Origin of the sequence: Citrobacter sp. CK202 (assembly GCF_030333225.1) — a bacterium.
GTDB lineage: Bacteria > Pseudomonadota > Gammaproteobacteria > Enterobacterales > Enterobacteriaceae > Citrobacter_B > Citrobacter_B koseri.
Genome location: NZ_JAOWGI010000015.1, coordinates 90,961 through 114,403, shown reverse-complemented (window position 1 = coordinate 114,403; position 23,443 = coordinate 90,961). Strand labels below are relative to the sequence as shown.

At 56.1% G+C, this 23,443-nt stretch carries 22 protein-coding genes; 17 read left to right on the top strand and 5 right to left on the bottom strand.

Going from position 1 to position 23,443, the window contains the following annotated elements; genetic code table 11:
* Nucleotide 1 precedes the first annotated feature (1 nt).
* Genes phnN through phnP form a run of 3 tightly spaced genes read left to right on the top strand, consistent with a single transcriptional unit; the run spans nt 2 to nt 1,744 of the window.
* The gene (gene phnN / locus OGX84_RS01815; protein ID WP_012134548.1) at nt 2–556 is read left to right on the top strand and encodes a ribose 1,5-bisphosphokinase; all 555 of its coding nucleotides are present in this window, start codon (nt 2–4) and stop codon (nt 554–556) included.
* Nucleotides 543–977: an aminoalkylphosphonate N-acetyltransferase gene (phnO, locus tag OGX84_RS01810; RefSeq protein ID WP_012134549.1), complete on the top strand. Its 435-nt coding sequence runs from the start codon at nt 543–545 to the stop codon at nt 975–977. The genes phnN and phnO overlap by 14 nt, the downstream gene beginning before the upstream one ends.
* An 8-nt stretch (nt 978–985) precedes the next feature.
* A complete protein-coding gene (phnP, locus tag OGX84_RS01805) occupies nt 986–1,744 on the top strand; it encodes a phosphonate metabolism protein PhnP (protein WP_112001344.1) in 759 nt (252 codons plus the stop codon).
* Nucleotides 1,745–1,799: 55 nt separating this feature from the next.
* On the opposite strand, the gene yjdP is transcribed toward phnP, so the two are convergent.
* Both yjdP and rpiB read right to left on the bottom strand, forming a co-directional pair.
* Nucleotides 1,800–2,132, bottom strand: coding sequence for a DDRRRQL repeat protein YjdP (gene yjdP, locus OGX84_RS01800; RefSeq protein ID WP_012134552.1), 333 nt, complete (start codon nt 2,130–2,132; stop codon nt 1,800–1,802).
* A gap of 69 nt (nt 2,133–2,201) precedes the next feature.
* Nucleotides 2,202–2,651 (bottom strand): bifunctional allose-6-phosphate isomerase/ribose-5-phosphate isomerase RpiB, encoded by a 450-nt coding sequence (gene rpiB / locus OGX84_RS01795; protein ID WP_024130821.1) that lies wholly within the window; start codon nt 2,649–2,651, stop codon nt 2,202–2,204.
* A gap of 359 nt (nt 2,652–3,010) precedes the next feature.
* On the opposite strand from rpiB, the gene OGX84_RS01790 reads away from it, so the two are divergent.
* The 6 genes from OGX84_RS01790 (at nt 3,011) to alsK (ending at nt 9,212) form a co-directional block, all read left to right on the top strand.
* Nucleotides 3,011–3,901, top strand: coding sequence for a MurR/RpiR family transcriptional regulator (locus OGX84_RS01790; protein ID WP_012134556.1), 891 nt, complete (start codon nt 3,011–3,013; stop codon nt 3,899–3,901).
* Between the two features lie 53 nt (nt 3,902–3,954).
* Nucleotides 3,955–4,890 carry a D-allose transporter substrate-binding protein gene (gene alsB, locus OGX84_RS01785; protein WP_012134557.1) on the top strand — a complete coding sequence of 312 codons (936 nt, stop codon included), beginning with the start codon at nt 3,955–3,957 and terminating at the stop codon, nt 4,888–4,890.
* A gap of 226 nt (nt 4,891–5,116) precedes the next feature.
* Nucleotides 5,117–6,649 carry a D-allose ABC transporter ATP-binding protein AlsA gene (gene alsA / locus OGX84_RS01780; protein ID WP_112001345.1) on the top strand — a complete coding sequence of 511 codons (1,533 nt, stop codon included), beginning with the start codon at nt 5,117–5,119 and terminating at the stop codon, nt 6,647–6,649.
* Nucleotides 6,628–7,608: a D-allose ABC transporter permease gene (gene alsC / locus OGX84_RS01775; protein WP_012134559.1), complete on the top strand. Its 981-nt coding sequence runs from the start codon at nt 6,628–6,630 to the stop codon at nt 7,606–7,608. Before alsA ends, alsC begins: the two co-directional genes overlap by 22 nt.
* 10 nt (nt 7,609–7,618) lie before the next feature.
* Nucleotides 7,619–8,314 carry a D-allulose-6-phosphate 3-epimerase gene (gene alsE, locus OGX84_RS01770; RefSeq protein ID WP_047459608.1) on the top strand — a complete coding sequence of 232 codons (696 nt, stop codon included), beginning with the start codon at nt 7,619–7,621 and terminating at the stop codon, nt 8,312–8,314.
* Nucleotides 8,298–9,212, top strand: a complete 915-nt coding sequence (gene alsK, locus OGX84_RS01765; RefSeq protein ID WP_049011255.1) for an allose kinase — start codon at nt 8,298–8,300, stop codon at nt 9,210–9,212. The genes alsE and alsK overlap by 17 nt, the downstream gene beginning before the upstream one ends.
* Before the next feature lie 14 nt (nt 9,213–9,226).
* Here the strand turns inward: alsK and OGX84_RS01760 are convergent, their stop codons facing one another.
* The gene (locus OGX84_RS01760) at nt 9,227–11,497 is read right to left on the bottom strand and encodes a hybrid sensor histidine kinase/response regulator (RefSeq protein WP_047459614.1); all 2,271 of its coding nucleotides are present in this window, start codon (nt 11,495–11,497) and stop codon (nt 9,227–9,229) included.
* Between the two features lie 114 nt (nt 11,498–11,611).
* Here OGX84_RS01760 and OGX84_RS01755 point away from each other — a divergent pair, with 114 nt between their 5' ends.
* The 6 genes from OGX84_RS01755 to OGX84_RS01730 all read left to right on the top strand — a co-directional run bounded on the left by OGX84_RS01755 (nt 11,612) and on the right by OGX84_RS01730 (nt 17,840).
* Nucleotides 11,612–13,132, top strand: a complete 1,521-nt coding sequence (locus OGX84_RS01755; protein WP_058668426.1) for a sugar ABC transporter ATP-binding protein — start codon at nt 11,612–11,614, stop codon at nt 13,130–13,132.
* Nucleotides 13,129–14,124 (top strand): ABC transporter permease subunit, encoded by a 996-nt coding sequence (locus tag OGX84_RS01750; protein WP_049011261.1) that lies wholly within the window; start codon nt 13,129–13,131, stop codon nt 14,122–14,124. Before OGX84_RS01755 ends, OGX84_RS01750 begins: the two co-directional genes overlap by 4 nt.
* A 101-nt stretch (nt 14,125–14,225) precedes the next feature.
* On the top strand, nt 14,226–15,167 hold the full coding sequence (locus OGX84_RS01745; RefSeq protein ID WP_012134567.1) for an ABC transporter substrate-binding protein: 942 nt from the start codon (nt 14,226–14,228) through the stop codon (nt 15,165–15,167).
* Nucleotides 15,168–15,292: 125 nt separating this feature from the next.
* Nucleotides 15,293–15,973 (top strand): D-lyxose/D-mannose isomerase, encoded by a 681-nt coding sequence (locus OGX84_RS01740; protein ID WP_112001348.1) that lies wholly within the window; start codon nt 15,293–15,295, stop codon nt 15,971–15,973.
* Nucleotides 15,974–15,987: 14 nt separating this feature from the next.
* A complete protein-coding gene (locus tag OGX84_RS01735; RefSeq protein ID WP_012134569.1) occupies nt 15,988–16,848 on the top strand; it encodes a ketose 1,6-bisphosphate aldolase in 861 nt (286 codons plus the stop codon).
* Nucleotides 16,845–17,840, top strand: a complete 996-nt coding sequence (locus OGX84_RS01730) for a carbohydrate kinase family protein (protein WP_112001349.1) — start codon at nt 16,845–16,847, stop codon at nt 17,838–17,840. The genes OGX84_RS01735 and OGX84_RS01730 overlap by 4 nt, the downstream gene beginning before the upstream one ends.
* Before the next feature lie 68 nt (nt 17,841–17,908).
* Here OGX84_RS01730 and OGX84_RS01725 read toward each other — a convergent pair whose 3' ends face one another.
* Entirely contained in the window at nt 17,909–18,640 is a 732-nt protein-coding gene (locus OGX84_RS01725; RefSeq protein ID WP_012134571.1) for a response regulator transcription factor, read from the bottom strand.
* Between the two features lie 289 nt (nt 18,641–18,929).
* Between OGX84_RS01725 and fdhF the strand changes: the two genes are divergently transcribed.
* Both fdhF and yjcO read left to right on the top strand, forming a co-directional pair.
* Nucleotides 18,930–21,077: a formate dehydrogenase subunit alpha gene (fdhF, locus tag OGX84_RS01720; protein ID WP_077956844.1), complete on the top strand. Its 2,148-nt coding sequence runs from the start codon at nt 18,930–18,932 to the stop codon at nt 21,075–21,077.
* 182 nt (nt 21,078–21,259) lie between these two features.
* Entirely contained in the window at nt 21,260–21,949 is a 690-nt protein-coding gene (gene yjcO / locus OGX84_RS01715; protein ID WP_012134575.1) for a Sel1 family TPR-like repeat protein YjcO, read from the top strand.
* Nucleotides 21,950–22,052: 103 nt separating this feature from the next.
* Here the strand turns inward: yjcO and gltP are convergent, their stop codons facing one another.
* A complete protein-coding gene (gene gltP / locus OGX84_RS01710) occupies nt 22,053–23,366 on the bottom strand; it encodes a glutamate/aspartate:proton symporter GltP (RefSeq protein WP_024130825.1) in 1,314 nt (437 codons plus the stop codon).
* Nucleotides 23,367–23,443 lie beyond the last annotated feature (77 nt).

Below are 23,443 nucleotides of genomic sequence, written 5' to 3'. Positions count from 1 at the left end.
TATGGGAAAACTGATCTGGCTGATGGGGCCGTCCGGCTCCGGTAAGGACAGTTTGCTGGCGGCGCTCCGCCAGCGGGAACATACGCAGTTGCTGGTTGCGCACCGCTATATCACGCGTGCGGCTAACGCGGGCAACGAGAACCATATTGCGCTGAGCGAGCAGGAGTTTTTCACTCGGGCAGGGCAAAATTTACTGGCGCTGAGCTGGCACGCTAATGGCCTGTACTATGGCGTTGGCGTGGAGATCGATCTGTGGCTGCACGCCGGTTTTGACGTGGTGGTTAACGGCTCACGCGCCCATCTGCCGCAGGCGCAGGCCCGCTACGGCAAAGCGCTGCTGCCTATCTGTTTGCAGGTCTCTCCCGATATTTTGCGCCAGCGTCTACAGGCGCGCGGGCGTGAAAGCGAAACCGAGATTGCCGCTCGCCTGGCGCGTGCGGCCCGTTACGCCCCTTTTAACTGTCATATCCTCAATAATGACGGAAGTTTGCTACAGTCAGTCGATACCTTATTAACGTTAATGGGCCGCCAGGAGAAAAGCCATGCCTGTCTGTGAACTACGCCGGGCCACGCCGGACGATACCGACGCGGTGTATCAACTGATCTGCGAACTGAAACAAGCGGAGTTCGATCGCCAGGCCTTTCGCGCCGGGTTTGCCTCAAATTTGCAGGATCGCACGATACGCTACCAGCTGGCGCTGCGCGACGGGCAGGTTGTCGGGATGATCGGCCTGCATATGCAGTACCACCTGCATCACGCTAACTGGATCGGGGAGATCCAGGAACTGGTGGTGATGCCGCAGGCGCGAGGTCTGAAAGTCGGCAGCCGGTTGCTGGCATGGGCGGAAGAAGAAGCCCGCCAGGCCGGCGCGGAGATGACGGAGCTGTCCACCAGCGTGAAACGCCATGATGCGCACCGGTTTTATCTGCGTGAAGGGTATGCGCAAAGCCATTTTCGTTTTACCAAAGCGCTTTGAGGTGACTAATGAGCCTGACGATTACGCTTACAGGAACCGGCGGCGCACAGGTCGTGCCAGCATACGGCTGCGATTGTCTCGCCTGCCGTCGGGCACGCTTACAGGAGCAGTATCGCCGCCGCCCCTGTAGCGGCGTCGTCAAATTCAATGACGCGGTAACGCTGCTTGATGCGGGCCTGCACGATCTTACCGATCGCTGGCCCGCCGGATCTTTTCAGCAGTTTCTGCTCACGCATTATCATATGGATCATGTTCAGGGGCTGTTCCCCCTGCGCTGGGGCGTGGGCGCCGCGATTCCGGTTTATGGCCCGCCGGATGAACAGGGCTGCGACGATCTGTTTAAACATCCCGGCATCCTTGATTTCAGCCACACCGTCGAACCGTTTGTGGTCTTCGATCTCCAGGGATTACAGGTAACGCCGCTGCCGCTTAACCATTCAAAACTGACGTTTGGCTATCTGCTGGAATCTGCGCACAGCCGCGTCGCGTGGCTGTCGGACACCGCAGCGCTGCCGGACAAGACAGTAAAATTTCTGCTGAATAACCAGCCGCAGACGATCGTCATCGACTGTAGTCACGCGCCACGCGCGGAAGCGCCGCGTAATCACTGCGATGTAAACACGGTTATCGCGCTCAATGAGGTGATTCACTGCCCACGGGTCATTCTCACCCACATCAGCCACTCGTTCGACGTATGGCTGATGGATAACCCCCTGCCGGGCGGCATTGAAGCCGGATATGACGGGATGGAGATTGTGCTGGAGTAGCCTTACGCCGGATGGCGGCGCATTGCGCCTTATCCGGCCTACGATTGTCGCGCGGTTAACGATCGTACTCGTCTTCCATTCTGCGCTCTTCATCTTCCAGTTGACGACGTTCTTGATCGAGCTGGCGTTGGCGATCGTCCAACTGGCGACGCCGATCTTCAAACTGACGGCGTCTGTCGTCATATTGTCTGCGGCGATCGTCGCTCATCTGGCGCTGCCACTCTTCATCACGGCGGTCATCCTCATAATCCCGCCCGTTGTCAGATTTATACGCGTCATTGATCGCCTGCTGAATATTACCGATGGTGTCATCAACAATATCGGCATGCGCAGGAAGCGTCGTCAGCGACAACAGACCCAGAGCAATGAGCGTAGAATAGCGTTTCATAAAACCAGCCTCGCAGAGATCTTCCCCTCACGGTAGCGAATGGCCTGTTCGACGTGTAGCGGAGGAATCTCATTTGCCCTGCTGTTCTATCGCCATAATCGCCTCCACGCGCTTTTGATGGCGCCCCCCTTCAAACCCCGCATCCAGCCAGGCATCCACGATCATTTTTGCCAGCTCCAGCCCAACAACCCGCGAGCCAAAAGCCAGCACGTTGGTATCATTATGCTGGCGCGAAAGCTGTGCCGAATAGGGTTCGCTGCAAACGACGGCGCGGACTCCGGCAAACTTGTTTGCCGTTATCGAAATCCCCACACCGGTGCCACACACCAGAATACCGCCATCAACCTCGCCAGAGACAACGGCTTGTGCCACCTCGCTGGCATAATGTGGGTAATCCGTGCGCTCCGGCGACCAGGTTCCCTTATCAATCACCGTAATACCGCGCTGGGTTAAGTGCGTCAAAATATCCTGTTTCAGGATAAAACCAACGTGATCACAGCCAAATGCAATCTTTTTCATACTCATTCTCGCCCCGGTAAAACTTTACGAATAAAAAATATTTGTGATTTAAATGAATTTAAAAGAACAATAAATCGACAGAAAGACGCTGTATGGGCCTGTTCTACACACCTCCGTTCGGCAAAGCAAGAGCGACAAATACCCGACCTTGATGCTTACACAGGCTGCGCCTGAACAAGCAAAAACTATAATTCATTGTTTTATATTGACTTATTTTCATTCCGTATTTTTATCAACGTTATTAAATTCACGAAATGACAAACTTTATAAATTTAACTATTTTGTGAAGTAGTCAGCATCTTTTCTGTTCCTGCTGTGGTGATATAGTGGCGTCTTCATTTCAAGGACAAGAGAACGTAATGAGTCAGTCAGAATTTGATTCAGGGCTTCCAAACGGCATCGGGCTTGCGCCTTACCTGCGCATGAAGCAGGAAGGCATGACGGAGAACGAGAGCCGTATCGTCGAGTGGTTACTCAAGCCGGGTAATCTCAGTAGCGCGCCAGCCATTAAAGATGTCGCAGAGGCGCTGGCGGTATCTGAAGCCATGATTGTTAAGGTATCGAAACTGCTGGGATTCAGCGGATTTCGCAACTTACGCAGCGCGCTGGAAGACTATTTTTCTCAGTCTGAGCAGGTATTGCCTGCCGAACTGGCCTTTGATGAAGCGCCGCAGGATGTGGTGAATAAGGTATTCAACATTACCTTGCGCACCATTATGGAAGGTCAGTCAATCGTCAACGTGGATGAGATTCATCGCGCCGCACGCTTCTTTTATCAGGCGAAGCAGCGTGATTTGTATGGCGCTGGCGGGTCGAATGCCATCTGCGCGGACGTACAGCATAAGTTCTTACGCATCGGCGTGCGCTGCCAGACTTACCCGGACGCGCACATCATGATGATGTCCGCATCGCTATTAAAAGAAGGCGATGTCGTGTTGGTGGTGACCCATTCCGGGCGCACCAGTGATGTAAAAGCCGCGGTTGAACTGGCGAAAAAGAATGGTGCCAAAATTATCTGTATCACCCACAGCTACCATTCACCTATCGCCAAATTGGCTGACTATATTATTTGTTCGCCAGCACCAGAAACACCGTTATTAGGGCGTAATGCTTCCGCACGCATATTACAACTCACTCTACTGGATGCATTTTTTGTTTCCGTCGCCCAACTGAATATCGAACAGGCAACCATTAATATGCAAAAAACTGGCGCAATTGTTGATTTCTTTTCACCAGGCGCGCTGAAATAAAATGCTCGTTGCTCTCATTTTCGGGAGCAACACCCTACACTGAGAATACTGCTATGAATAAATATCTGAAATATTTCAGCGGTGCGGCTATGGGCTTAATGTTGTCCACCAGCGCATTTGCCGCCGCCGAATATGCCGTAGTATTAAAAACATTATCCAATCCATTCTGGGTGGATATGAAAAAAGGTATTGAAGATGAAGCAAAAACGCTGGGTGTCAGCGTCGATATTTTTGCCTCTCCTTCGGAAGGCGACTTTCAGTCTCAGTTGCAGCTATTCGAAGATCTCAGCAATAAAAATTACAAAGGTATCGCCTTTGCGCCATTATCCTCAGTAAACCTGGTGATGCCCGTCGCCCGCGCGTGGAAGAAAGGGATTTATCTGGTCAATCTCGATGAAAAAATCGATATGGATAACCTGAAAAAAGCGGGCGGTAACGTCGAAGGGTTTGTCACCACCGATAACGTCGCCGTGGGCGCCAAAGGCGCGGAGTTCATTATTGAGAAACTGGGCGCCGAGGGCGGTGAAGTCGCCATTATTGAAGGTAAAGCCGGTAACGCCTCCGGCGAGGCGCGCCGCAATGGCGCAACCGAGGCTTTCAAAAAGGCAAGCCAAATCAAGCTGGTCGCCAGCCAACCCGCAGACTGGGACCGAATCAAAGCGTTAGACGTTGCCACCAACGTGCTGCAACGCAACCCGAATATCAAAGCGATTTATTGCGCTAACGACACCATGGCGATGGGCGTCGCCCAGGCCGTGGCTAACGCCGGGAAAAGCGGAAAAGTGCTGGTAGTGGGTACAGACGGTATCCCGGAAGCCCGCAAAATGGTGGAGGCCGGACAGATGACGGCGACCATCGCTCAGAACCCTGCGGATATCGGCGCGACAGGGCTCAGGCTGATGGTGGATGCCGCGAAATCAGGCAACGTGATCCCGCTGGATAAAGCGCCGGAATTTAAGCTGGTCGATTCCATCCTGGTCGCAAAGTAAGTCCGTAAATCTGCCGGATGGCGACGCGAACGTAGGCCTGATAAGCGTAGCGCCATCAGGCAATGGCACTGATTTAGTCAATATTTTTCTTACACAAAATCATTCGAGATGCATCGAGGCGGCAACTGAGTAAATCCCCAGGAGCTTACATAAGTAAGTGACTGGGGTGAGCGAAGGCAGTCAACAAAGAGGCAGCTTGAAGGATGAAGTGTAAAAGAGGTTAATTATGGTCACGCCATATATCTCGATGGCGGGGATCGGCAAATCCTTTGGTCCGGTTCACGCATTAAAATCGGTTGATTTAACGGTTTATCCTTATGAAATACACGCATTATTAGGAGAAAATGGCGCCGGTAAATCAACGTTGATGAAGGTTCTGTCGGGAATACATGAACCGACCAAAGGCACCATTACGATTAATAACGTTAATTACGACAAGCTGGATCATAAATTAGCGGCACAACTCGGCATTGGCATTATTTATCAGGAACTCAGCGTGATTGATGAATTAACCGTGCTGGAGAATTTATATATTGGTCGTCATCTGACGAAAAAAGTCTGTGGCGTCAATATTATTGACTGGAAAGAGATGCGCGTACGGGCCGCCATGATGTTGCTGCGCGTCGGTTTAAAAGTCGATTTAGACGAAAAGGTGGCGAATTTATCCATCAGCCATAAGCAAATGCTGGAAATCGCCAAGACGCTGATGCTCAACGCCAAAGTGATCATCATGGACGAACCCACCTCCTCGCTCACCAATAAAGAGGTGGACTACCTGTTTCTGATCATGAACCAGCTACGCAAAGAGGGCACCGCCATCGTCTACATCTCGCATAAGCTGGCGGAAATTCGCCGCATCTGCGACCGCTATACGGTGATGAAAGACGGCAGCAGCGTTTGCAGCGGGATGGTGAGCGACGTCAGCAACGACGATATCGTCCGCCTGATGGTTGGTCGCGAACTGCAAAACCGCTTTAACGCCATGAAAGAGAGCACCGGCAACATCGAGCGCGATACGGTATTCGAGGTGAAAAACGTCACCAGCCGCGACAAGAAAAAGGTTCGCGATATCTCCTTTAGCGTCAGCCGGGGCGAAATTTTAGGCTTCGCCGGACTGGTCGGCTCCGGGCGCACCGAGCTGATGGATTGCCTGTTCGGCGTCGATAAACGCGCAAGCGGCGAGATCCGTCTGAACGGGAAAACCATCTCCCCGCGCTCACCCCTGGATGCGGTGAAAAAAGGGATGGCTTACATCACCGAAAGCCGCCGGGATAACGGCTTCTTCCCCAATTTCTCTATCGCCCAGAACATGGCGATCGGCCGCAGCCTGAAAAGCGGCGGCTTTAAGGGGGCGATGGGCCTGTTCCACGAAGGCGACGAGCAGCGTACCGCCGAAGCGCAGCGCGAACTGCTGGCGCTGAAGTGTCATTCCGTTAACCAGAACATCACCGAACTCTCCGGCGGAAACCAGCAGAAGGTGCTGATTTCCAAATGGTTGTGCTGTAGCCCGGAGGTGATCATTTTCGACGAGCCGACCCGTGGTATCGACGTCGGTGCGAAAGCCGAAATTTATAAAGTGATGCGCCAGTTGGCGGACGACGGAAAAGTCATCCTGATGGTGTCATCTGAACTTCCTGAAATTATCGCCGTCTGCGACCGCATCGCCGTGTTCTGCGAAGGACGACTGACGCAAATCCTGACCAATCGCGATGACATGAGCGAAGAGGAGATTATGGCATGGGCATTACCACAAGAGTAAAAGGTGACGTGAACGGGAAGAAACCGTTCAACTTTGCGCTGTTCTGGGATAAATACGGCACCTTCTTCATCCTGGCGATTATCGTCGCCATCTTCGGTTCGCTGTCGTCAGAATATTTTCTGACCACCAACAACATCACCCAGATTTTTGTCCAGAGTTCGGTAACGGTGCTGATCGGCATGGGTGAATTCTTCGCCATCCTGGTCGCCGGTATCGACCTCTCCGTCGGGGCGATTCTGGCGTTGTCCGGGATGGTGACGGCCAAACTGATGCTGGCAGGCGTCGATCCGTTCTTTGCGGCGCTGATTGGCGGCGTGCTGGTCGGCGGTGCGCTGGGAGCGATTAACGGCTGCCTGGTGAACTGGACTGGCCTGCATCCGTTCATTATCACCCTTGGCACTAACGCGATTTTCCGTGGTATCACGCTGGTGATTTCCGACGCCAACTCGGTATACGGCTTCTCATTCGACTTCGTGAACTTCTTCGCCGCCAGCGTGTTAGGTGTCCCCGTGCCGGTCATCTTCTCGCTGATTGTCGCGGTGATCCTCTGGTTCCTCACTACCCGCATGCGGCTTGGGCGCAACATCTACGCGCTCGGCGGCAACAAAAACTCGGCGTTCTATTCCGGGATTGACGTGAAGTTTCACATCCTGGTGGTGTTTATCATCTCCGGCATTTGCGCGGGACTGGCGGGCGTGGTTTCTACTGCGCGACTCGGCGCCGCAGAACCCTTAGCCGGAATGGGTTTTGAAACCTACGCCATCGCCAGCGCCATCATTGGCGGCACCAGCTTCTTCGGCGGCAAGGGGCGCATCTTCTCGGTGGTAATTGGCGGCTTAATCATCGGCACCATCAACAACGGTCTGAATATTTTGCAGGTACAAACCTATTACCAGCTGGTGGTGATGGGCGGATTAATTATCGCGGCTGTCGCCCTTGACCGTCTTATCAGTAAGTAAGGAATGGATCATGAAAATCTCTCCCTCTTTAATGTGTATGGATCTGCTGAAGTTTAAAGAACAGATCGAATTTATCGACAGCCATGCAGACTATTTTCATATTGATATTATGGACGGCCACTTTGTGCCGAATCTGACGCTGTCCCCCTTCTTCGTCAGCCAGGTCAAGAAACTGGCGAGCAAACCTCTTGATTGTCATCTGATGGTGACGCGTCCGCAGGATTATATTGGTCAACTGGCGCGCGCCGGTGCGGATTTCATCACGCTGCACCCGGAAACCATCAACGGTCAGGCATTCCGTCTGATTGACGAAATCCGCCGCCACGGTATGAAAGTGGGCCTCATTCTCAACCCGGAAACACCGGTTGAGGCGATGAAATACTATATCCATAAAGCTGATAAAGTGACGGTGATGACCGTCGATCCCGGCTTTGCCGGGCAGCCGTTCATCCCGGAAATGCTGGATAAAATCGCCGAGCTGAAAGCCTGGCGCGAGCGTGAAGGGCTGCATTACGAAATTGAAGTGGATGGCTCCTGCAATCAGGCCACCTACGAAAAATTAATGGCGGCAGGTGCGGATGTCTTTATCGTCGGCACCTCCGGGCTGTTTAACCACGCGGAGAATATCGACGACGCATGGCAAGTGATGACGGCGCAGATCCTGACGGCGAAAAACGAGGTACTGCCTCATGCAAAAACAGCATAGCGTTGTGGCGGGTGTGGATATGGGGGCAACCCATATCCGTTTTTGCCTGCAAACGGCAAGCGGTGAGACTCTGCACTGTGAGAAACAGCGTACGGCGGAGGTGATTGCGCCCGGCGTGGTGGCCGGTATTGCGCAGATGATTAGCGAACAGATCGCACGCTACGAGGCGCGCTGCCGTGGTCTGGTGATGGGATTTCCGGCGCTGGTCGGCAAAGACAACCGCACCATCATTTCGACACCCAATTTGCCGCTGCAACCTGAAGAAGTGCATGACCTCGCGGGAAAACTGGAGGATGCGCTGGGCTGCCCGGTCGCGTTTTCCCGCGACGTTAACTTACAGCTGTCGTATGACGTCGTGGAAAATCATCTCACACAGCAGCAGGTGCTGGCCGCCTACCTCGGCACGGGAATGGGCTTCGCGGTGTGGATGAACGGCGCGCCCTGGACCGGAGCGCATGGCGTGGCGGGCGAACTGGGGCACATTCCCCAGGGCGACATGACGCAGACCTGCGCCTGCGGCAATCCAGGTTGCCTCGAAACGGTCTGTTCCGGGCTGGCGCTGAAACGCTGGTACGAACAACAGCCACGGGATTTCGCGCTGGACGCACTGTTTGTCCACGCCGGAGAGGCGCCATTCGTCCAGGCGCTGCTGGAAAGCGCCGCCCGCGCGATTGCCACCAGCATAAATCTGTTCGATCCCGATGCGGTGATTTTGGGCGGCGGCGTGATGGATATGCAGGCTTTCCCGCGCGAACAATTAATTACCCTGATCCAAAAATACCTGCGCCGACCGTTGCCGTATCAGGCCGTACGTTTTATTGCCGCCTCGTCCTCCGCGTTTAACGGCGCGCAGGGCGCAGCAACGCTGGCACGCTGCCGTTTTCTGTCGTCGCGGTGATATCGCGACGCTTATCAGGCCTGCACATGCGCCGCCCGCAGCGCCTGCGCGAGCTGCGCCCGGGTAAACGGTTTACGCAGCAGCGCCACATCCGGCAGCGCGGGGTTATGCGCCGGGCGTAAATCCTGCCCGCTGATAAGCAGCAGCGTCAGGCGGGGATAATGCTTGCGGGCATGGTTGATCACCTCCACGCCGCTCAGACTGCCTGGCAGCATTAAGTCGCTGATAAGAACATCAATCTCGCCGGATGACGCCAGCATCTGCATCGCCTGCTCGCCGTTGGCGGCCTCCAGCGTCAGGTACCCCAGCAGATGAAGTTGCTCGCACAACGTCTGACGAACATCCGCCTCATCTTCCAGTACCAGCACCAGTTTCTCGTCGCTGGCGGTACTTTGCACCGCAACCGGCTCCAGGTTTGCCACCGCAGGCGCGATGGCGCGGGGAAGCTGCAATCTGACCGTCGTCCCCTGCCCCGGCGCGCTCTCAATTTCGACACGACCGCCTGACTGGCGCACAAAGCCGTAAACCATCGATAACCCAAGCCCGCTGCCGCTGCCGGTCTGTTTGGTGGTGAAGAACGGCTCGAACACCTGCGCCTTCACCTCCTGCGACATACCGCAACCGTGATCGATCACCTCCAGCGCCACCATATCCTGACGACGTCCGTCACTGCGCGTAACCCGCTGGTTCCAGGTGCGGATTTTGATCGTCCCTGTCTGCCCTTCCATCGCATCGCGGGCGTTCATCACCAGGTTGATGATCGCGTTCTCCAGTTGGCTGACGTCTATCCACGCGGCCCAGGCGGGCGACTGGGCTTCTATCTCCAGCGTCAGCGTGGCTGGTAGCGAGTGACGCATCAGTTCGCTCAGGTTTTCCAGCAGCGTTTTCAGTTCCACCGAGTGCGGATGCAGCGACTGTTTACGGGAGAACGCCAGCAGGCGTTGCGTCAGCAGCGCCCCGCGCTCGGCGGCCTTCAGCGCGCGGGTAATGCGCGGCGCATCCGGCGAGTCGGGGCTGACCAGTTCCAGACTGCCGATAATCACCGCCAGCAGGTTGTTAAAATCATGCGCCAGCCCGCCCGTCAGTTGCCCTACCGCTTTCAGTTTCTGGCTGTGCAGCAGCGCCTCTTCCAGCCCCTGACGCTCCGTTCGGTCGATCTCCATCTGGGAGGTCTTTTCTTTCAGCAGGCGGGAGGTGCGCTCCAGCGACGCCGTATTGCGGGCAAAAACGTTAAACGCGCGCGCCAGTTCCCCCAGCTCGTCCCGCCGCTGCAAGGCAGGGACGCTGACATCCGATTCGCCGTGCGCCAGCCGGGTCATGGCGCGCGAAATCGCCGTCAGGTTAGAACCGAGGTTGCGGTAGATATACCACCCGGCAAAGCCGGTAATCACCACCGCCAGCAGGGCGAAGGTCATGATAAACAACGCGCCGGAGCGCAATTCCTGATGGCTTTGCGCCACCCGCTGTTCTGAGATGATCGCCACCTGCGCCGCATACTGATTGATGTCGCTGTTTAAAATCGCCACCAACGCTTTGATGTGAAACATGTACCAGCTGATGGCCAGGTCGCTTTGCTCCAGCGCCGCCGAGAGCGGTTCAAGTTTGCGTAACTCCTGGTTAAAGTCAGACAGAATCACGTTCACCAGCGGATCGGCATGTTGCTCAGGCAGGGCGCGCATCACGCCATCCAGCTGTTTAATGACGGCGCGCGGCGTCGGCGTTTCGATGGCGGCGCGAATCAGGCGATCCATTTGACTGAACAACGCCGCATCCTGCGCCGCATCAAGCTGTTGCAGATGACGCAGGTAACTCTGATTCTGATACAGCGAACTCAGCAGCGTATTACGTTCCAGATGCCGCCGCTGCCCGCGCTGCAACATGCCCGCCACGCTGGTCTGCAACTCGTTGCTGCGTTGAATAATGCGGGCCACCAGCCCCGGTTCCTGCTGCGCCAGCGGGGCGGTCGCCAGTTGTTCGAGTGAATGCCTGAGCGCCCGCTGAGTCTCCTGCAACCGCTCCGCTTCGCCCTTGTACTCCAGCGCGCCGACCACCTGCGACAGCCGCACCGCTGCCGTCGCCACGTTCGCCGTATCGCGCGCCAGGTTCATACTGCCGGTCATGTCATCGACGGTTTGCTGCTGCACCTGCTCCTGTATTTGACTCGCATGCTGAAAACCCAGCACCGCCACGCCGCTCACCATCAGCGTCACCGCCACTACCAGCAGATTAAAAAACAGCAGTCGCCCGCGCGCACTGGCGAAAAAGTGACGTCTGTGCTGCGGCATATCACGCTCCATGAAGAAAAATCGCAATATGACAAATATGAACGGCTTCTGACATTTTGCATTTACTTTCCTGTGATGGAGTGCTGATATCGCTAACCCCGCAGGAGATCCGCCATGAGCAGGACACCGGTTCTGGAGATGCGCAATATTGCCAAAGCGTTTGGCAAATTTTACGCGCTGAAAGGGGTCGATCTGACGGTATACCCCGGTGAAATCCACGCGCTGATGGGCGAAAACGGTGCCGGTAAAAGCACCCTGATGAAGATTCTCGCCGGTGCATATACCGCCACCAGCGGCGAGATTCTGATCGACGGTCAGCCCTTTCATATTCGTGGGCCGAAAGATGCCCTGAGCGCAGGCATTACTCTGATTTATCAGGAGATGCAGCTTGCGCCTAACCTTACCGTCGCCGAAAATATTTTCCTCGGCAGCGAACTGTCGCGCGGCGGCATCGTGCAGCGTAAAGAGATGGTGTTGCAGGCGCAAAAGGTCATCGACCGGCTCGGCGCGCAGTTTAAAGCCAGCGATCGGGTAATGCGGCTGACCATCGCCGAACAGCAGCAGGTAGAGATCGCCCGCGCCCTGCATCGCAACAGCCGTATTCTGGTGATGGATGAACCTACCGCCGCCCTCTCATCTCGTGAAACCCACCGTCTGTTTGAGCTGATCATGCGCCTTCGCGATGAAGGGATGGCGGTTATCTATATCAGCCACCGCATGGCGGAGGTGTATGAGCTGTCCGATCGCGTCAGCGTCCTGCGCGACGGACAGTACGTCGGCAGCCTCACCCGCGACAAACTCAACGCGTCCGAACTGGTGCGCATGATGGTGGGGCGTCCGTTAAGCGACCTGTTCAACAAAGAACGCGACATCCCGCTCGGTAAACCGCGTCTGAACGTTCATCACCTTACCGACGGCGGTAAAGTGCAGCCGTGCAGCCTGCTGGTACGTTCCGGCGAAATCGTCGGCCTGGCCGGGCTGGTCGGCGCCGGGCGTTCCGAACTGGCGCACCTGATTTTCGGCGTGCGTAAAGCCACCGGCGGGATGATCGAGGTGGATGGCGAGCCGGTGGTGATCCACTCCCCGCGTGAGGCCATTGAGCACGGTATTGGCTACCTCACCGAAAACCGCAAAGAACAAGGGTTGTTTTTAGAACTGGCGGCGGCGGAGAACATTACGATGGCGACGCTGGAGCGCGACGCCAACTGGGGGATGCTGAACCGTAAAAAAGCCCAAAGCATCTCCGATGACGCCATTCAGTTGCTCAACATTCGCGTGCCGCATGCCCAGGTCCGCGCCGGAGGTTTGTCCGGCGGCAATCAGCAAAAGCTTCTGATCTCACGCTGGGTCGCCATCGGCCCGCGCATTCTGATTCTGGACGAACCAACGCGCGGCGTGGATGTCGGCGCGAAAAGCGAGATCTATCGCATCATGAACGAAATGGCGCGTAAGGGCGTGGCGATCCTGATGATCTCCAGTGAATTGCCGGAAATCGTCGGCATGAGCGATCGCGTCTACGTCATGCATGAAGGCAGCATTGCCGGGGAATTGTACAGCCAGGACATTACACAGGAAAACATCATGCGGCTGGCGACCGGCGTAAACGACTCCCACCTTGAGGCGGTGAAATCATGAATAACCCAACCACTCCCCAGCAGGTGGCGAAGTCCGCCTCCGCAAAAAAGATGTTGATGAGCGATCTGATGCAAACGGTCGGTATTTTACCGATTTTAGTGCTGATCGTGGCGGTATTTGGCTTTATCGCACCTAACTTTTTCACTGAAAGCAACCTGCTGAACATCACCCGCCAGGCGTCGATCAACATCGTGCTGGCGGCGGGGATGACGTTCATCATTCTGACCGGCGGCATCGACCTCTCCGTGGGGTCGATTCTCGGCACCACCGCCGTGGCGGCGATGGTGGTCTCTCTGATACCGGAGTTCGCCATGCTGTCGATTCCGGCGGCGCTGATGCTCGGCCTGGGGCTGGGGCTGGTTAACGGCGCGCTGGTGGCCTTCGCCGGGCTGCCGCCCTTTATTGTCACGCTCGGCACCTATACGGCGCTGCGCGGCGCGGCCTACCTGCTGGCGGACGGCACCACGGTGATCAACTCCAATATCAGCTTCGAGTGGATCGGCAATAACTATCTTGGCCCGATTCCGTGGCTGGTGGTTATCGCCCTCGCGGTGATCGTGCTGTGCTGGTTCATTCTGCGCCGCACCACGCTGGGCGTACATATTTATGCCGTGGGCGGCAACATGCAGGCGGCGCGTTTAACCGGCATCAAAGTGTGGCTGGTGCTGCTGTTTGTGTACGGCATGAGCGGCCTGCTGTCGGGGCTGGGCGGAGTAATGAGCGCCTCGCGTCTCTACAGCGCCAACGGCAACTTAGGCATGGGGTATGAGCTGGACGCCATCGCAGCGGTGATCCTCGGCGGCACCAGTTTTGTCGGCGGGATCGGCACGATCACCGGCACGCTGGTGGGCGCGCTGATCATCGCCACCCTGAATAACGGCATGACGCTGATGGGCGTCTCTTACTTCTGGCAACTGGTGATCAAAGGGGCGGTGATCATCATAGCGGTGCTGATCGACAAATACCGTACCCGACACCATCAAAGTGCATAGACAAACTTGCCGGATGGCGGCGCAGGCCTACCCGTTCGCAGGCCAGATAAGCGCAGTGTCATCAGGCTTATAACAACAATACCCTACGTGAGGAAAAGAGTATGCGTTTGAAACCATTAGTGACCGCGCTCTGTGCTGGCGCGTTACTGGCCGCATCGCCGTTTGTACAGGCCAAAGAACTGAAATCCATCGGCGTGACGGTGGGCGATCTTGCCAACCCGTTCTTCGTGCAGATAACAAAAGGGGCGGAGCTGGAAGCACGCAAACTGGCCGGTGATGGCGTAAAAGTGACGCTGGTATCCAGCGGCTACGATCTGGGTCAGCAGGTTTCGCAGATCGACAACTTTATTGCCGCGAAGGTGGATATGATCATCCTTAACGCCGCAGATTCGAAAGGGATCGGCCCGGCGGTGAAACGGGCGAAAGACGCCGGGATCGTGGTGGTCGCGGTTGACGTGGCTGCCGAAGGCGCAGACGCCACCATCACCTCTGATAACACCCAGGCGGGCGAAATGGCCTGTAAATACATTACCGATCGTCTGAAAGGCAAAGGCAATGTGGTGATCATCAACGGGCCGCCGGTTTCCGCCGTGCAGAACCGTGTCGAGGGCTGCCAGACCGAGTTCAAACGCCACCCGGATATCAAGGTGCTCTCCTGGAACCAGAATGCCAAAGGCAGTCGCGAAGGCGGGCTGGAAGTGATGACCGCCCTGCTGGCTGCGAATCCGAAGATCGACGGCGTATTTGCGATCAACGATCCGACGGCGATCGGCGCCGATCTGGCGGCAAAACAGGCACAGCGCAATGAGTTCTTTATCGTCGGTGTGGATGGTTCGCCCGATGGCGAAGAGGCGCTGAAGCGTGAAAATTCCCTGTTTGTGGCGACCCCCGCACAAGATCCGCAGGTGATGGCGGCAAAAGCGGTGGAGATCGGCTATGACATTCTACAGGGCAAACCGGCGCCTGGTGAACCTGTACTGATTCCGGTGACGATGATCGATAAAAACAACATCGGCAGCTACAAGGGCTGGACGGTGAAATAACGGAAAGCGGCCTCTGCGTAGGCCCGATAAGCGCAGCGCCATCAGGCAGTAAACCCATGCCGGATGGCGGCAAAAATGCCTTATCCGGCCTACAAGGCTACATCACAATAAGGAGAATTCTTTCAATGAAACGCTCCGAAATAAACGAGATTCTCGGCCACACGCGGCAATTCTTTTCCATGCATGACGTCCACCTGCCGCCTTTCGCCAGCTTTGCCCCATCGCAATGGCGTCATCTTGATGCCGCCTGGAGCGAAATATTCGATCTCAGGCTCGGCTGGGATGTTACCGCGTTCGGCGGGACAGATTTTGCCGCTCAGGGACTGACGCTGTTTACCCTGCGCAACGGCTCGCCCAAAGGCATGCCTTATGAGAAATGCTATGCGGAAAAAATCATGCATGTGCGCGACGCGCAGGTTACGCCGATGCATTTCCACTGGCGCAAACGTGAAGACATTATCAATCGCGGCGGCGGTAATTTAATCGTTGAGCTGTGGAACGCCGACTCCCGGGACCAGACCGACAATACCGACGTCACCATTGTGATAGACGGCTGTCGACAGACCCATGCGGCAGGCAGCCAGCTGCGCCTTTCGCCAGGAGAAAGCATTTGCCTGACGCCGGGCCTGTATCACAGCTTCTGGGCGGAAAAAGGGTTTGGCGACGTGCTGGTCGGCGAAGTTTCTTCCGTCAATGACGATGACCATGACAACCATTTTCTCCAGCCGATCGCCCGCTATAACGACATTGAAGAAGATGAACCGGCGCAACTGGTGTTGTGTAACGAGTACCGCCTGTTCTGCTGAACAAGGAGCACATTATGCCGTTGATTTCTCTTGCCGATGGACTCGACCATGCCCGCAAGCATCGCTATGCGCTGGGGGCGTTTAACGTTCTGGATTCCCATTTTTTACGCGCGCTGTTCGCCGCCGCCAGGCAGGAACGCTCGCCGTTTATCATTAACATTGCCGAAGTCCATTTTAAGTATGTTTCGCTGGACTCGCTGGTCGAAGCAGTAAAATTCGAAGCCGCCCGACACGATATTCCGGTGGTGCTTAACCTCGACCACGGGCTGCATTTTGAATCCGTGGTGCGGGCGTTACGTCTGGGCTTCAGCTCGGTAATGTTTGATGGTTCCACGCTGGAGTATGAGGAAAACATCCGCCAGACCCGGGAAGTGGTGAAGATGTGCCACGCCGTTGGCGTGTCGGTAGAGGCGGAACTTGGCGCGGTTGGCGGCGATGAGGGCGGTGCGCTGTATGGTCATGCCGACGAATCGCTGTTTACCGATCCGCAGCTGGCGCGCGATTTTGTTGACCGCACCGGTATTGATGCCCTGGCCGTCGCCATCGGCAACGCTCATGGCAAATATAAAGGCGAGCCCAAACTCGATTTCCCGCGTCTGGACGCCATTCGCCAGCAAACGGCGCTGCCGCTGGTGCTGCACGGCGGTTCCGGCATCAGCGATGAAGATTTTCGTCGCGCCATTACGCTGGGCATTCACAAAATCAATTTCTACACCGGTATGTCGCAGGCTGCGCTGGCGGCGGTGGAATCACGGATGACTAACCGCCAACCGCTGTACGATGAGTTCGCCGAACTGCTGCTGGGCATTGAAGAGGCGATCACCGATACGGTATCGGAACAGATGCGCATTTTTGGCAGCGCGGGGCAGATCTGATGGAACGCAAAGGCATTATCGCGGCGGGCAATATGTTGGTCGACCATGTGCACCAAATCGTACAGTGGCCGGAGCGCGGCTGGCTGGCGGAGATCACCCATAGCGAACGTTCGACGGGCGGCGCGCCGCTTAATGTTCTGCTGACGCTGGCAAAGATGCACACCGGGCTGCCGTTACAGGCTGTGGGATTAATCGGCCAGGACGCCGACGGAGACTACATTATGGCGATGCTGGAGCAGTATCACGTCAATCGCCAGCATGTCCAGCGCACCACGTTTGCCCCCACGTCGATGTCGCAGGTGATGACCGATCCCAGCGGGCAGCGCACCTTTTTCCACTCCCCCGGCGCTAACCGTCTGTTGGCTCTGCCCGCGTTCGATGAGCTTGATGCCTCGATGAAGATTTTCCACCTGGGCTATCTGCTGCTGCTCGACAGTCTGGATATGCCGGATGATGACTACGGCACCCGCAGCGCACGGCTGATGGCGCAGATGCATGAGGAGGGCTTTGAGACTTCGCTGGATCTGGTGTCCCGCAAAGGCGATCCGCGCTATCAGCCGCTGGTTTTGCCCGCGCTACGCCATCTGGATTATCTGGTGATCAACGAGCTGGAGGCCGGGGAGTTCAGCGGTCTGGAGATCCGCCAGCCCAACGGCGAACCGCATATTCCGCACATCGCCGCAGCCGCCCGCGAATTGCTGGATGCAGGCGTCCGCCAGCGGGTGGTGATTCATTGCCCGGAAGGCGCCTGGGGCGAAACGCCGGATCAGCCTGGCGTCTGGATACCATCGCAAAAGCTGGAGCAGAGGGAGATAGTCGGTAGCGTTGGCGCGGGAGATGCGTTCTGCGCCGGTTTTTTGTATGGCTGCCACGAAGCATGGCCGCTGGCCGAGAGCATTAAGCTGGCGCACACCTGCGCGCGGGTCAGCCTGCTGTGCGCCAATGCGATTGATGGCGCGAAAACGCTTGAGGAGTTACGAACGCTTTTGTAGCCAGTTCGCCTGATGGCGCTGCGCTTATCAGGCCTACAAATACGCCGCCATCCGGCAACTGCGCCTGATTACGCGGCTTTATCGTGGTGCTGCACATCGGCGGCAAAAACATACCCGAGGCCGCGCAGGGTTTTGATCAACGTCGGCTGATGCGGATTGATTTCAATTTTGCGGCGCAGACGCATAATCAACACGTCAATGGTGCGATCAAACACCTCAACGCTGTCGCTGTGCGTTAATTCCAGCAACTGCTCACGGCTGAGCACCCGACGGGCGTTTTGCGCCAGCGCCAGCAGCAAACTGTATTCCCCCTGGGTGAGATCCACCGCCTGCTGCTGCGGATTGTGCAACTGACAGCGCGCGGTATCCAGATGCCAGCCATTGAAAGAGAGGCCAGACGTCTGCACGCTTCCGCCTTCGGCGATCAGCACGCCAACCCGACGGAGTACGGCTTTCATCCGCGCCACCACCACGCGCGGGTTAAACGGTTTGCTGATGTAGTCATCAGCGCCCATCTCCAGCCCGACCACCACATCCGACTCGCTCCCCAGCCCCGTGAGCATCACCACCGGCAGCGTAGGCCTGATCTTCTGTACCTGCTGCAACACCATCAAACCGTTCGTGTCGGGCAGCATCATATCCAGCAACACCAGCGCAATCTCCGGCTGGGTTTCGACGCACGCCAGCGCAGCCTGCCCGGTATGGCAGACCGTCACCGCAAAAACGTGCTCATTCAGGACATCCTGCAACAATGCGCAGACCGCCGCGTCATCATCCACGACCAGTATGGCTGGTTTCATCACCCTTCCCCATTTCACATCCCCTACAGATGAGTGTGATTGATTCTGCCCGGAGTGACAGATATTGCGCAGCAGGAGATGCAGGAAACATAACCCTGGTCACACTGCCGGGCCGTCACCGCTTTTCCTGTTCGTCACGTCAAAACTGACGACAGCCTGTTTTTCGTCAGGGTTTTGACCAAATTTTACCCGTAATATCAGGGAAAGACCCCAATAAAAACATGGCATAAAAGATGCATAATGAGGCCGACAGCGCGTATGCGCGATTTGATTAACTGGAGCGAGACCGATGAAAAAAGTCGTCACGGTTTGCCCGTATTGCGCATCAGGTTGCAAAATCAACCTGGTGGTCGATAACGGCAAAATCGTCCGGGCAGAGGCGGCGCAGGGGAAAACCAATCAGGGTACTCTGTGTCTGAAGGGCTACTATGGCTGGGATTTTATTAACGATACCCAGATCCTGACCCCGCGCCTGAAAACCCCTATGATCCGTCGCCAGCGTGGCGGCAAACTGGAATCCGTTTCCTGGGATGAAGCGCTGAACTACGTCGCCGATCGCCTGAGCGCCATCAAAGCGAAGTATGGCCCGGACGCCATCCAGACGACCGGTTCGTCTCGCGGCACAGGTAACGAAACCAACTATGTAATGCAAAAATTCGCGCGCGCCGTTATTGGTACCAATAACGTTGACTGCTGCGCTCGCGTCTGACACGGCCCATCGGTTGCAGGTCTGCACCAGTCGGTCGGTAACGGCGCAATGAGTAATGCGATTAACGAAATTGATAACACCGATTTAGTGTTTATCTTCGGCTATAACCCGGCGGATTCCCACCCTATCGTGGCGAATCATGTGATTAACGCTAAACGCAACGGCGCGAAAATTATCGTCTGCGATCCGCGCAAAATTGAAACCGCGCGCATTGCCGACATCCACATCGCGTTGAGAAACGGCTCGAATATCGCGCTGCTCAACGCTATGGGTCATGTCATTATTGAAGAAAATCTGTACGACCAGGCGTTCGTCGCCTCCCGTACTGAAGGCTTTGAAGAGTACCGTAAGATTGTCGAAGGCTACACGCCGGAATCCGTTGAGGATATCACCGGCGTGAGCGCGCACGATATTCGCAAGGCGGCGCGTATGTACGCCGAAGCGAAAAGCGCCGCAATCCTGTGGGGCATGGGCGTGACCCAGTTCTATCAGGGCGTGGAAACCGTGCGTTCGCTGACCAGTCTCGCCATGCTGACCGGCAACCTTGGTAAGCCAAGCGTGGGCGTGAACCCGGTTCGCGGCCAGAACAACGTTCAGGGCGCATGCGACATGGGCGCGCTGCCGGATACCTATCCGGGCTATCAGTACGTGAAAGACCCGGCTAACCGCGAAAAATTCGCCAAAGCCTGGGGCGTGGAAAGCCTGCCAGCGCATACCGGCTATCGCATCAGCGAACTGCCACACCGTGCTGCGCATGGCGAAGTTCGCGCGGCGTACATTATGGGTGAAGATCCGCTGCAAACCGATGCGGAACTCTCTGCGGTACGCAAAGGGTTTGAAGACCTGGAACTGGTCATCGTGCAGGACATCTTTATGACCAAAACCGCGTCGGCGGCGGATGTTATCTTACCGTCTACGTCGTGGGGCGAGCATGAAGGGGTGTTTACCGCTGCTGACCGTGGTTTCCAGCGCTTCTTTAAGGCCGTTGAACCGAAGTGGGATCTGAAAACGGACTGGCAAATCATCAGCGAAATCGCCACCCGTATGGGCTACCCGATGCACTACAACAACACCCAGGAGATCTGGGATGAGTTGCGTCATCTGTGCCCGGATTTTTACGGGGCGACTTACGAGAAAATGGGCGAACTGGGCTTCATTCAGTGGCCTTGCCGCGACACGTCGGATGCCGATCAGGGGACGTCTTATCTCTTCAAAGAGAAGTTCGACACCCCGAACGGTCTGGCGCAGTTCTTCACCTGCGACTGGGTCGCGCCGATCGACAAACTCACCGAAGAGTACCCGATGGTGCTGTCTACGGTGCGTGAAGTCGGCCACTATTCATGTCGCTCGATGACCGGGAACTGTGCCGCGCTGGCGGCGCTGGCGGATGAGCCAGGCTATGCGCAAATCAACACGGCCGACGCCGCGCGTCTGGGCATTGAAGATGAAGCGCTGGTCTGGGTTCATTCACGTAAAGGCAAAATTATCACCCGTGCGCAGGTCAGCGATCGTCCGAACAAAGGGGCGATTTACATGACCTACCAGTGGTGGATTGGCGCCTGTAACGAGCTGGTGACGGAGAACTTAAGCCCGATTACCAAAACGCCGGAGTACAAGTACTGCGCCGTGCGCGTCGAGCCGATCGCCGATCAGCGCGCCGCCGAGCAGTATGTGATTGATGAGTACAGCAAGCTGAAAACCCGTCTGCGCGAAAGCGCAATGGGGTAATCTGCCGGATGGCGGCATGAGAATGCCTTATCCGGCCTACGACCTGTTTCCACCGTCGGCCTGATAAGATGCGTGAGCATCGCCATCAGACATTTTCCTTGCAACAGCCTCCGCCGGAGGCTGTTTTTTTATCCATACGATCTCTTTATACTGTCTACTCCGTACCCTAAATAAAACTCAAAATGAAACCACTTCTTGCATTGATGTTCTTAATGACATTCTTTGCCCATGCCACCGATACTGAGCCTGGCAGCCAGTATCTGAAGGCGGCGGAGGGCGGAGACCGACGCGCACAGTATTTTCTTGCCGATACCTGGTTCAGTTCCGGCGATCTCAGCAAAGCGGAATACTGGGCGCAAAAAGCCGCAGACAACGGTGATGCGGATGCCTGCGCATTGCTGGCGCAAATCAAAATCACCAACCCCGTCAGTCTGGATTATCCGCAGGCTAAAACGCTGGCCGAAAAGGCGGCACAAGCGGGCAGCAAAGCCGGAGAAATCACTCTGGCGCGCATTCTGGTCAACACCCAGGCGGGGACGCCGGACTATCCAAAAGCCATTTCACTGCTGCAAAACGCCTCAGAAAACCTGGAGAGCGATTCTGCCGCCGATGCGCAGATGCTGCTCGGGCTGATTTATGCCAACGGCGTGGGCATTCCTGCCGATGACGATAAGGCGACCTGGTATTTCAAACGCAGTTCCGCCATTTCCCGTACCGGCTACTCCGAATACTGGGCCGGAATGTTGTTCTTAAACGGCGAACAGGGCTTTATTGAGAAGAATAAACAGAAGGCGCTGCACTGGTTGAATCTGAGTTGTACGGAAGGGTTTGATACCGGCTGCGAAGAGTTTGATAAGTTAACCAACGGGTGAATGTAATATTGCCGGATGGCGGCGCAAGCGCCTTATCCGGCCTACAGACCACAGCTTCCCGTAGGCCGGATAAGCGTAGCGCCATCCGGCAATCTGTCATGAATTACTGATTCGCGGTCTTATCAAATTTGCCCAATACCTCGCGCTCATACGCCAGCGCTTTCTTACGGTCAAACTTGTGTTCCCACTTGGCGATAACCAGCACCGCCAGCGCATTACCCACCACGTTCAGCGCGGTACGCGCCATATCGAGGATACGGTCAACACCGGCGATAAACGCCAGCCCTTCCAGCGGAATGCCCACGCTACCCAGCGTCGCCAGCAGCACCACGAAGGAAACGCCCGGCACGCCCGCAATCCCTTTCGAGGTGACCATCAGCGTCAGCACCAGTATGATTTCCTGCCACAGCGACAGGTCGATACCGTACAGCTGCGCGATAAAGATCGCCGCAATACTCTGGTACAGCGTTGAGCCATCAAGGTTGAAGGAGTACCCGGTCGGCACCACAAAGCTGGTGATCGACGCCGGAGCGCCATAGGCCTCCATCTTCTCGATAATGCGCGGCAGCACGCTCTCAGAGCTGGCCGTGGAGTAAGCCAGAATCAGTTCATCTTTCAGGATACGAATCAGAATCCAGACGCTCAGACCGCACAGACGCGCCACGATGCCCAACACCACCAGCGCGAAGAACAGAATCGCGAAGTGTACCAGCAGCACCAGTTTCGCCAGCGGCCACAGCGACGCAAAACCAAAGTTCGCCACGGTAACAGCGATCAGCGCAAACACCCCGACCGGCGCGTAACGCATCACCATGTGGGTCACTTTAAACATGGTTTCTGAGATGGAGCGGAACACGGTGACCAGCGGTTCACGGTGAGTCGCAGGCAGGGAAGACAGACCCAGGCCAAACAGCACCGAGAAGAAGATAATCGGCAGCATGTCGCCCTTCGCCATCGACGCGACAATATTGGTCGGAACCAGTGACAAAATCGTGCCCATCAAACCGTGCGCATGGCTTTGTACTTCTGCCGTCGTGCTTTGGTATTTCGAAATATCCACGGTCGCCAGTTGCGACATATCAATCCCGGAACCGGGTTGAAACACGTTCGCCAGTGTAATACCGAGGATAATGGCGACGGTCGTGATCACTTCGAAATAGATAATGGTTTTGGCACCGATACGTCCTAACTGTTTCGCATCGCCGACACCGGCAATACCGACAATCAGGGTGGAAATAACAATCGGAACGACGATCATTTTGATCAGATGGATAAAGATATCACCCGCCGGTGACAGCAGGTTGGCAACCAGCCATTCGCGGCTGTCGCTGTGATAATGCAGATAACTGCCCAGAAGAATACCCAGCACCATGGCCAGCAAAATCTGCCAGGCCAGGCTGATTTTCAAGTTTTTCATAACAACAGACTTCCTCAATGAAGCGCCGTTCTGCATTCAAAAAAGGATGAGAACAGTACATACTGAAAGGGTATGAA

Bases quoted from the DNA above. Each gene is read 5' to 3' on its own strand.
- yjdP (WP_012134552.1), bottom strand. From the start codon at position 2,132: ATGAAACGCTATTCTACGCTCATTGCTCTGGGTCTGTTGTCGCTGACG.
- alsC (WP_012134559.1), top strand. From the start codon at position 6,628: ATGGGCATTACCACAAGAGTAAAAGGTGACGTGAACGGGAAGAAACCG.
- alsE (WP_047459608.1), top strand. From the start codon at position 7,619: ATGAAAATCTCTCCCTCTTTAATGTGTATGGATCTGCTGAAGTTTAAA.
- OGX84_RS01760 (WP_047459614.1), bottom strand. From the start codon at position 11,497: ATGCCGCAGCACAGACGTCACTTTTTCGCCAGTGCGCGCGGGCGACTG.
- OGX84_RS01745 (WP_012134567.1), top strand. From the start codon at position 14,226: ATGCGTTTGAAACCATTAGTGACCGCGCTCTGTGCTGGCGCGTTACTG.
- phnN (WP_012134548.1), top strand. From the start codon at position 2: ATGGGAAAACTGATCTGGCTGATGGGGCCGTCCGGCTCCGGTAAGGAC.
- alsA (WP_112001345.1), top strand. From the start codon at position 5,117: ATGGTCACGCCATATATCTCGATGGCGGGGATCGGCAAATCCTTTGGT.
- OGX84_RS01725 (WP_012134571.1), bottom strand. From the start codon at position 18,640: ATGAAACCAGCCATACTGGTCGTGGATGATGACGCGGCGGTCTGCGCA.
- OGX84_RS01740 (WP_112001348.1), top strand. From the start codon at position 15,293: ATGAAACGCTCCGAAATAAACGAGATTCTCGGCCACACGCGGCAATTC.
- rpiB (WP_024130821.1), bottom strand. From the start codon at position 2,651: ATGAAAAAGATTGCATTTGGCTGTGATCACGTTGGTTTTATCCTGAAA.
- OGX84_RS01735 (WP_012134569.1), top strand. From the start codon at position 15,988: ATGCCGTTGATTTCTCTTGCCGATGGACTCGACCATGCCCGCAAGCAT.
- OGX84_RS01750 (WP_049011261.1), top strand. From the start codon at position 13,129: ATGAATAACCCAACCACTCCCCAGCAGGTGGCGAAGTCCGCCTCCGCA.
- phnP (WP_112001344.1), top strand. From the start codon at position 986: ATGAGCCTGACGATTACGCTTACAGGAACCGGCGGCGCACAGGTCGTG.
- yjcO (WP_012134575.1), top strand. From the start codon at position 21,260: ATGAAACCACTTCTTGCATTGATGTTCTTAATGACATTCTTTGCCCAT.
- gltP (WP_024130825.1), bottom strand. From the start codon at position 23,366: ATGAAAAACTTGAAAATCAGCCTGGCCTGGCAGATTTTGCTGGCCATG.
- alsK (WP_049011255.1), top strand. From the start codon at position 8,298: ATGCAAAAACAGCATAGCGTTGTGGCGGGTGTGGATATGGGGGCAACC.
- OGX84_RS01755 (WP_058668426.1), top strand. From the start codon at position 11,612: ATGAGCAGGACACCGGTTCTGGAGATGCGCAATATTGCCAAAGCGTTT.
- alsB (WP_012134557.1), top strand. From the start codon at position 3,955: ATGAATAAATATCTGAAATATTTCAGCGGTGCGGCTATGGGCTTAATG.
- phnO (WP_012134549.1), top strand. From the start codon at position 543: ATGCCTGTCTGTGAACTACGCCGGGCCACGCCGGACGATACCGACGCG.
- OGX84_RS01790 (WP_012134556.1), top strand. From the start codon at position 3,011: ATGAGTCAGTCAGAATTTGATTCAGGGCTTCCAAACGGCATCGGGCTT.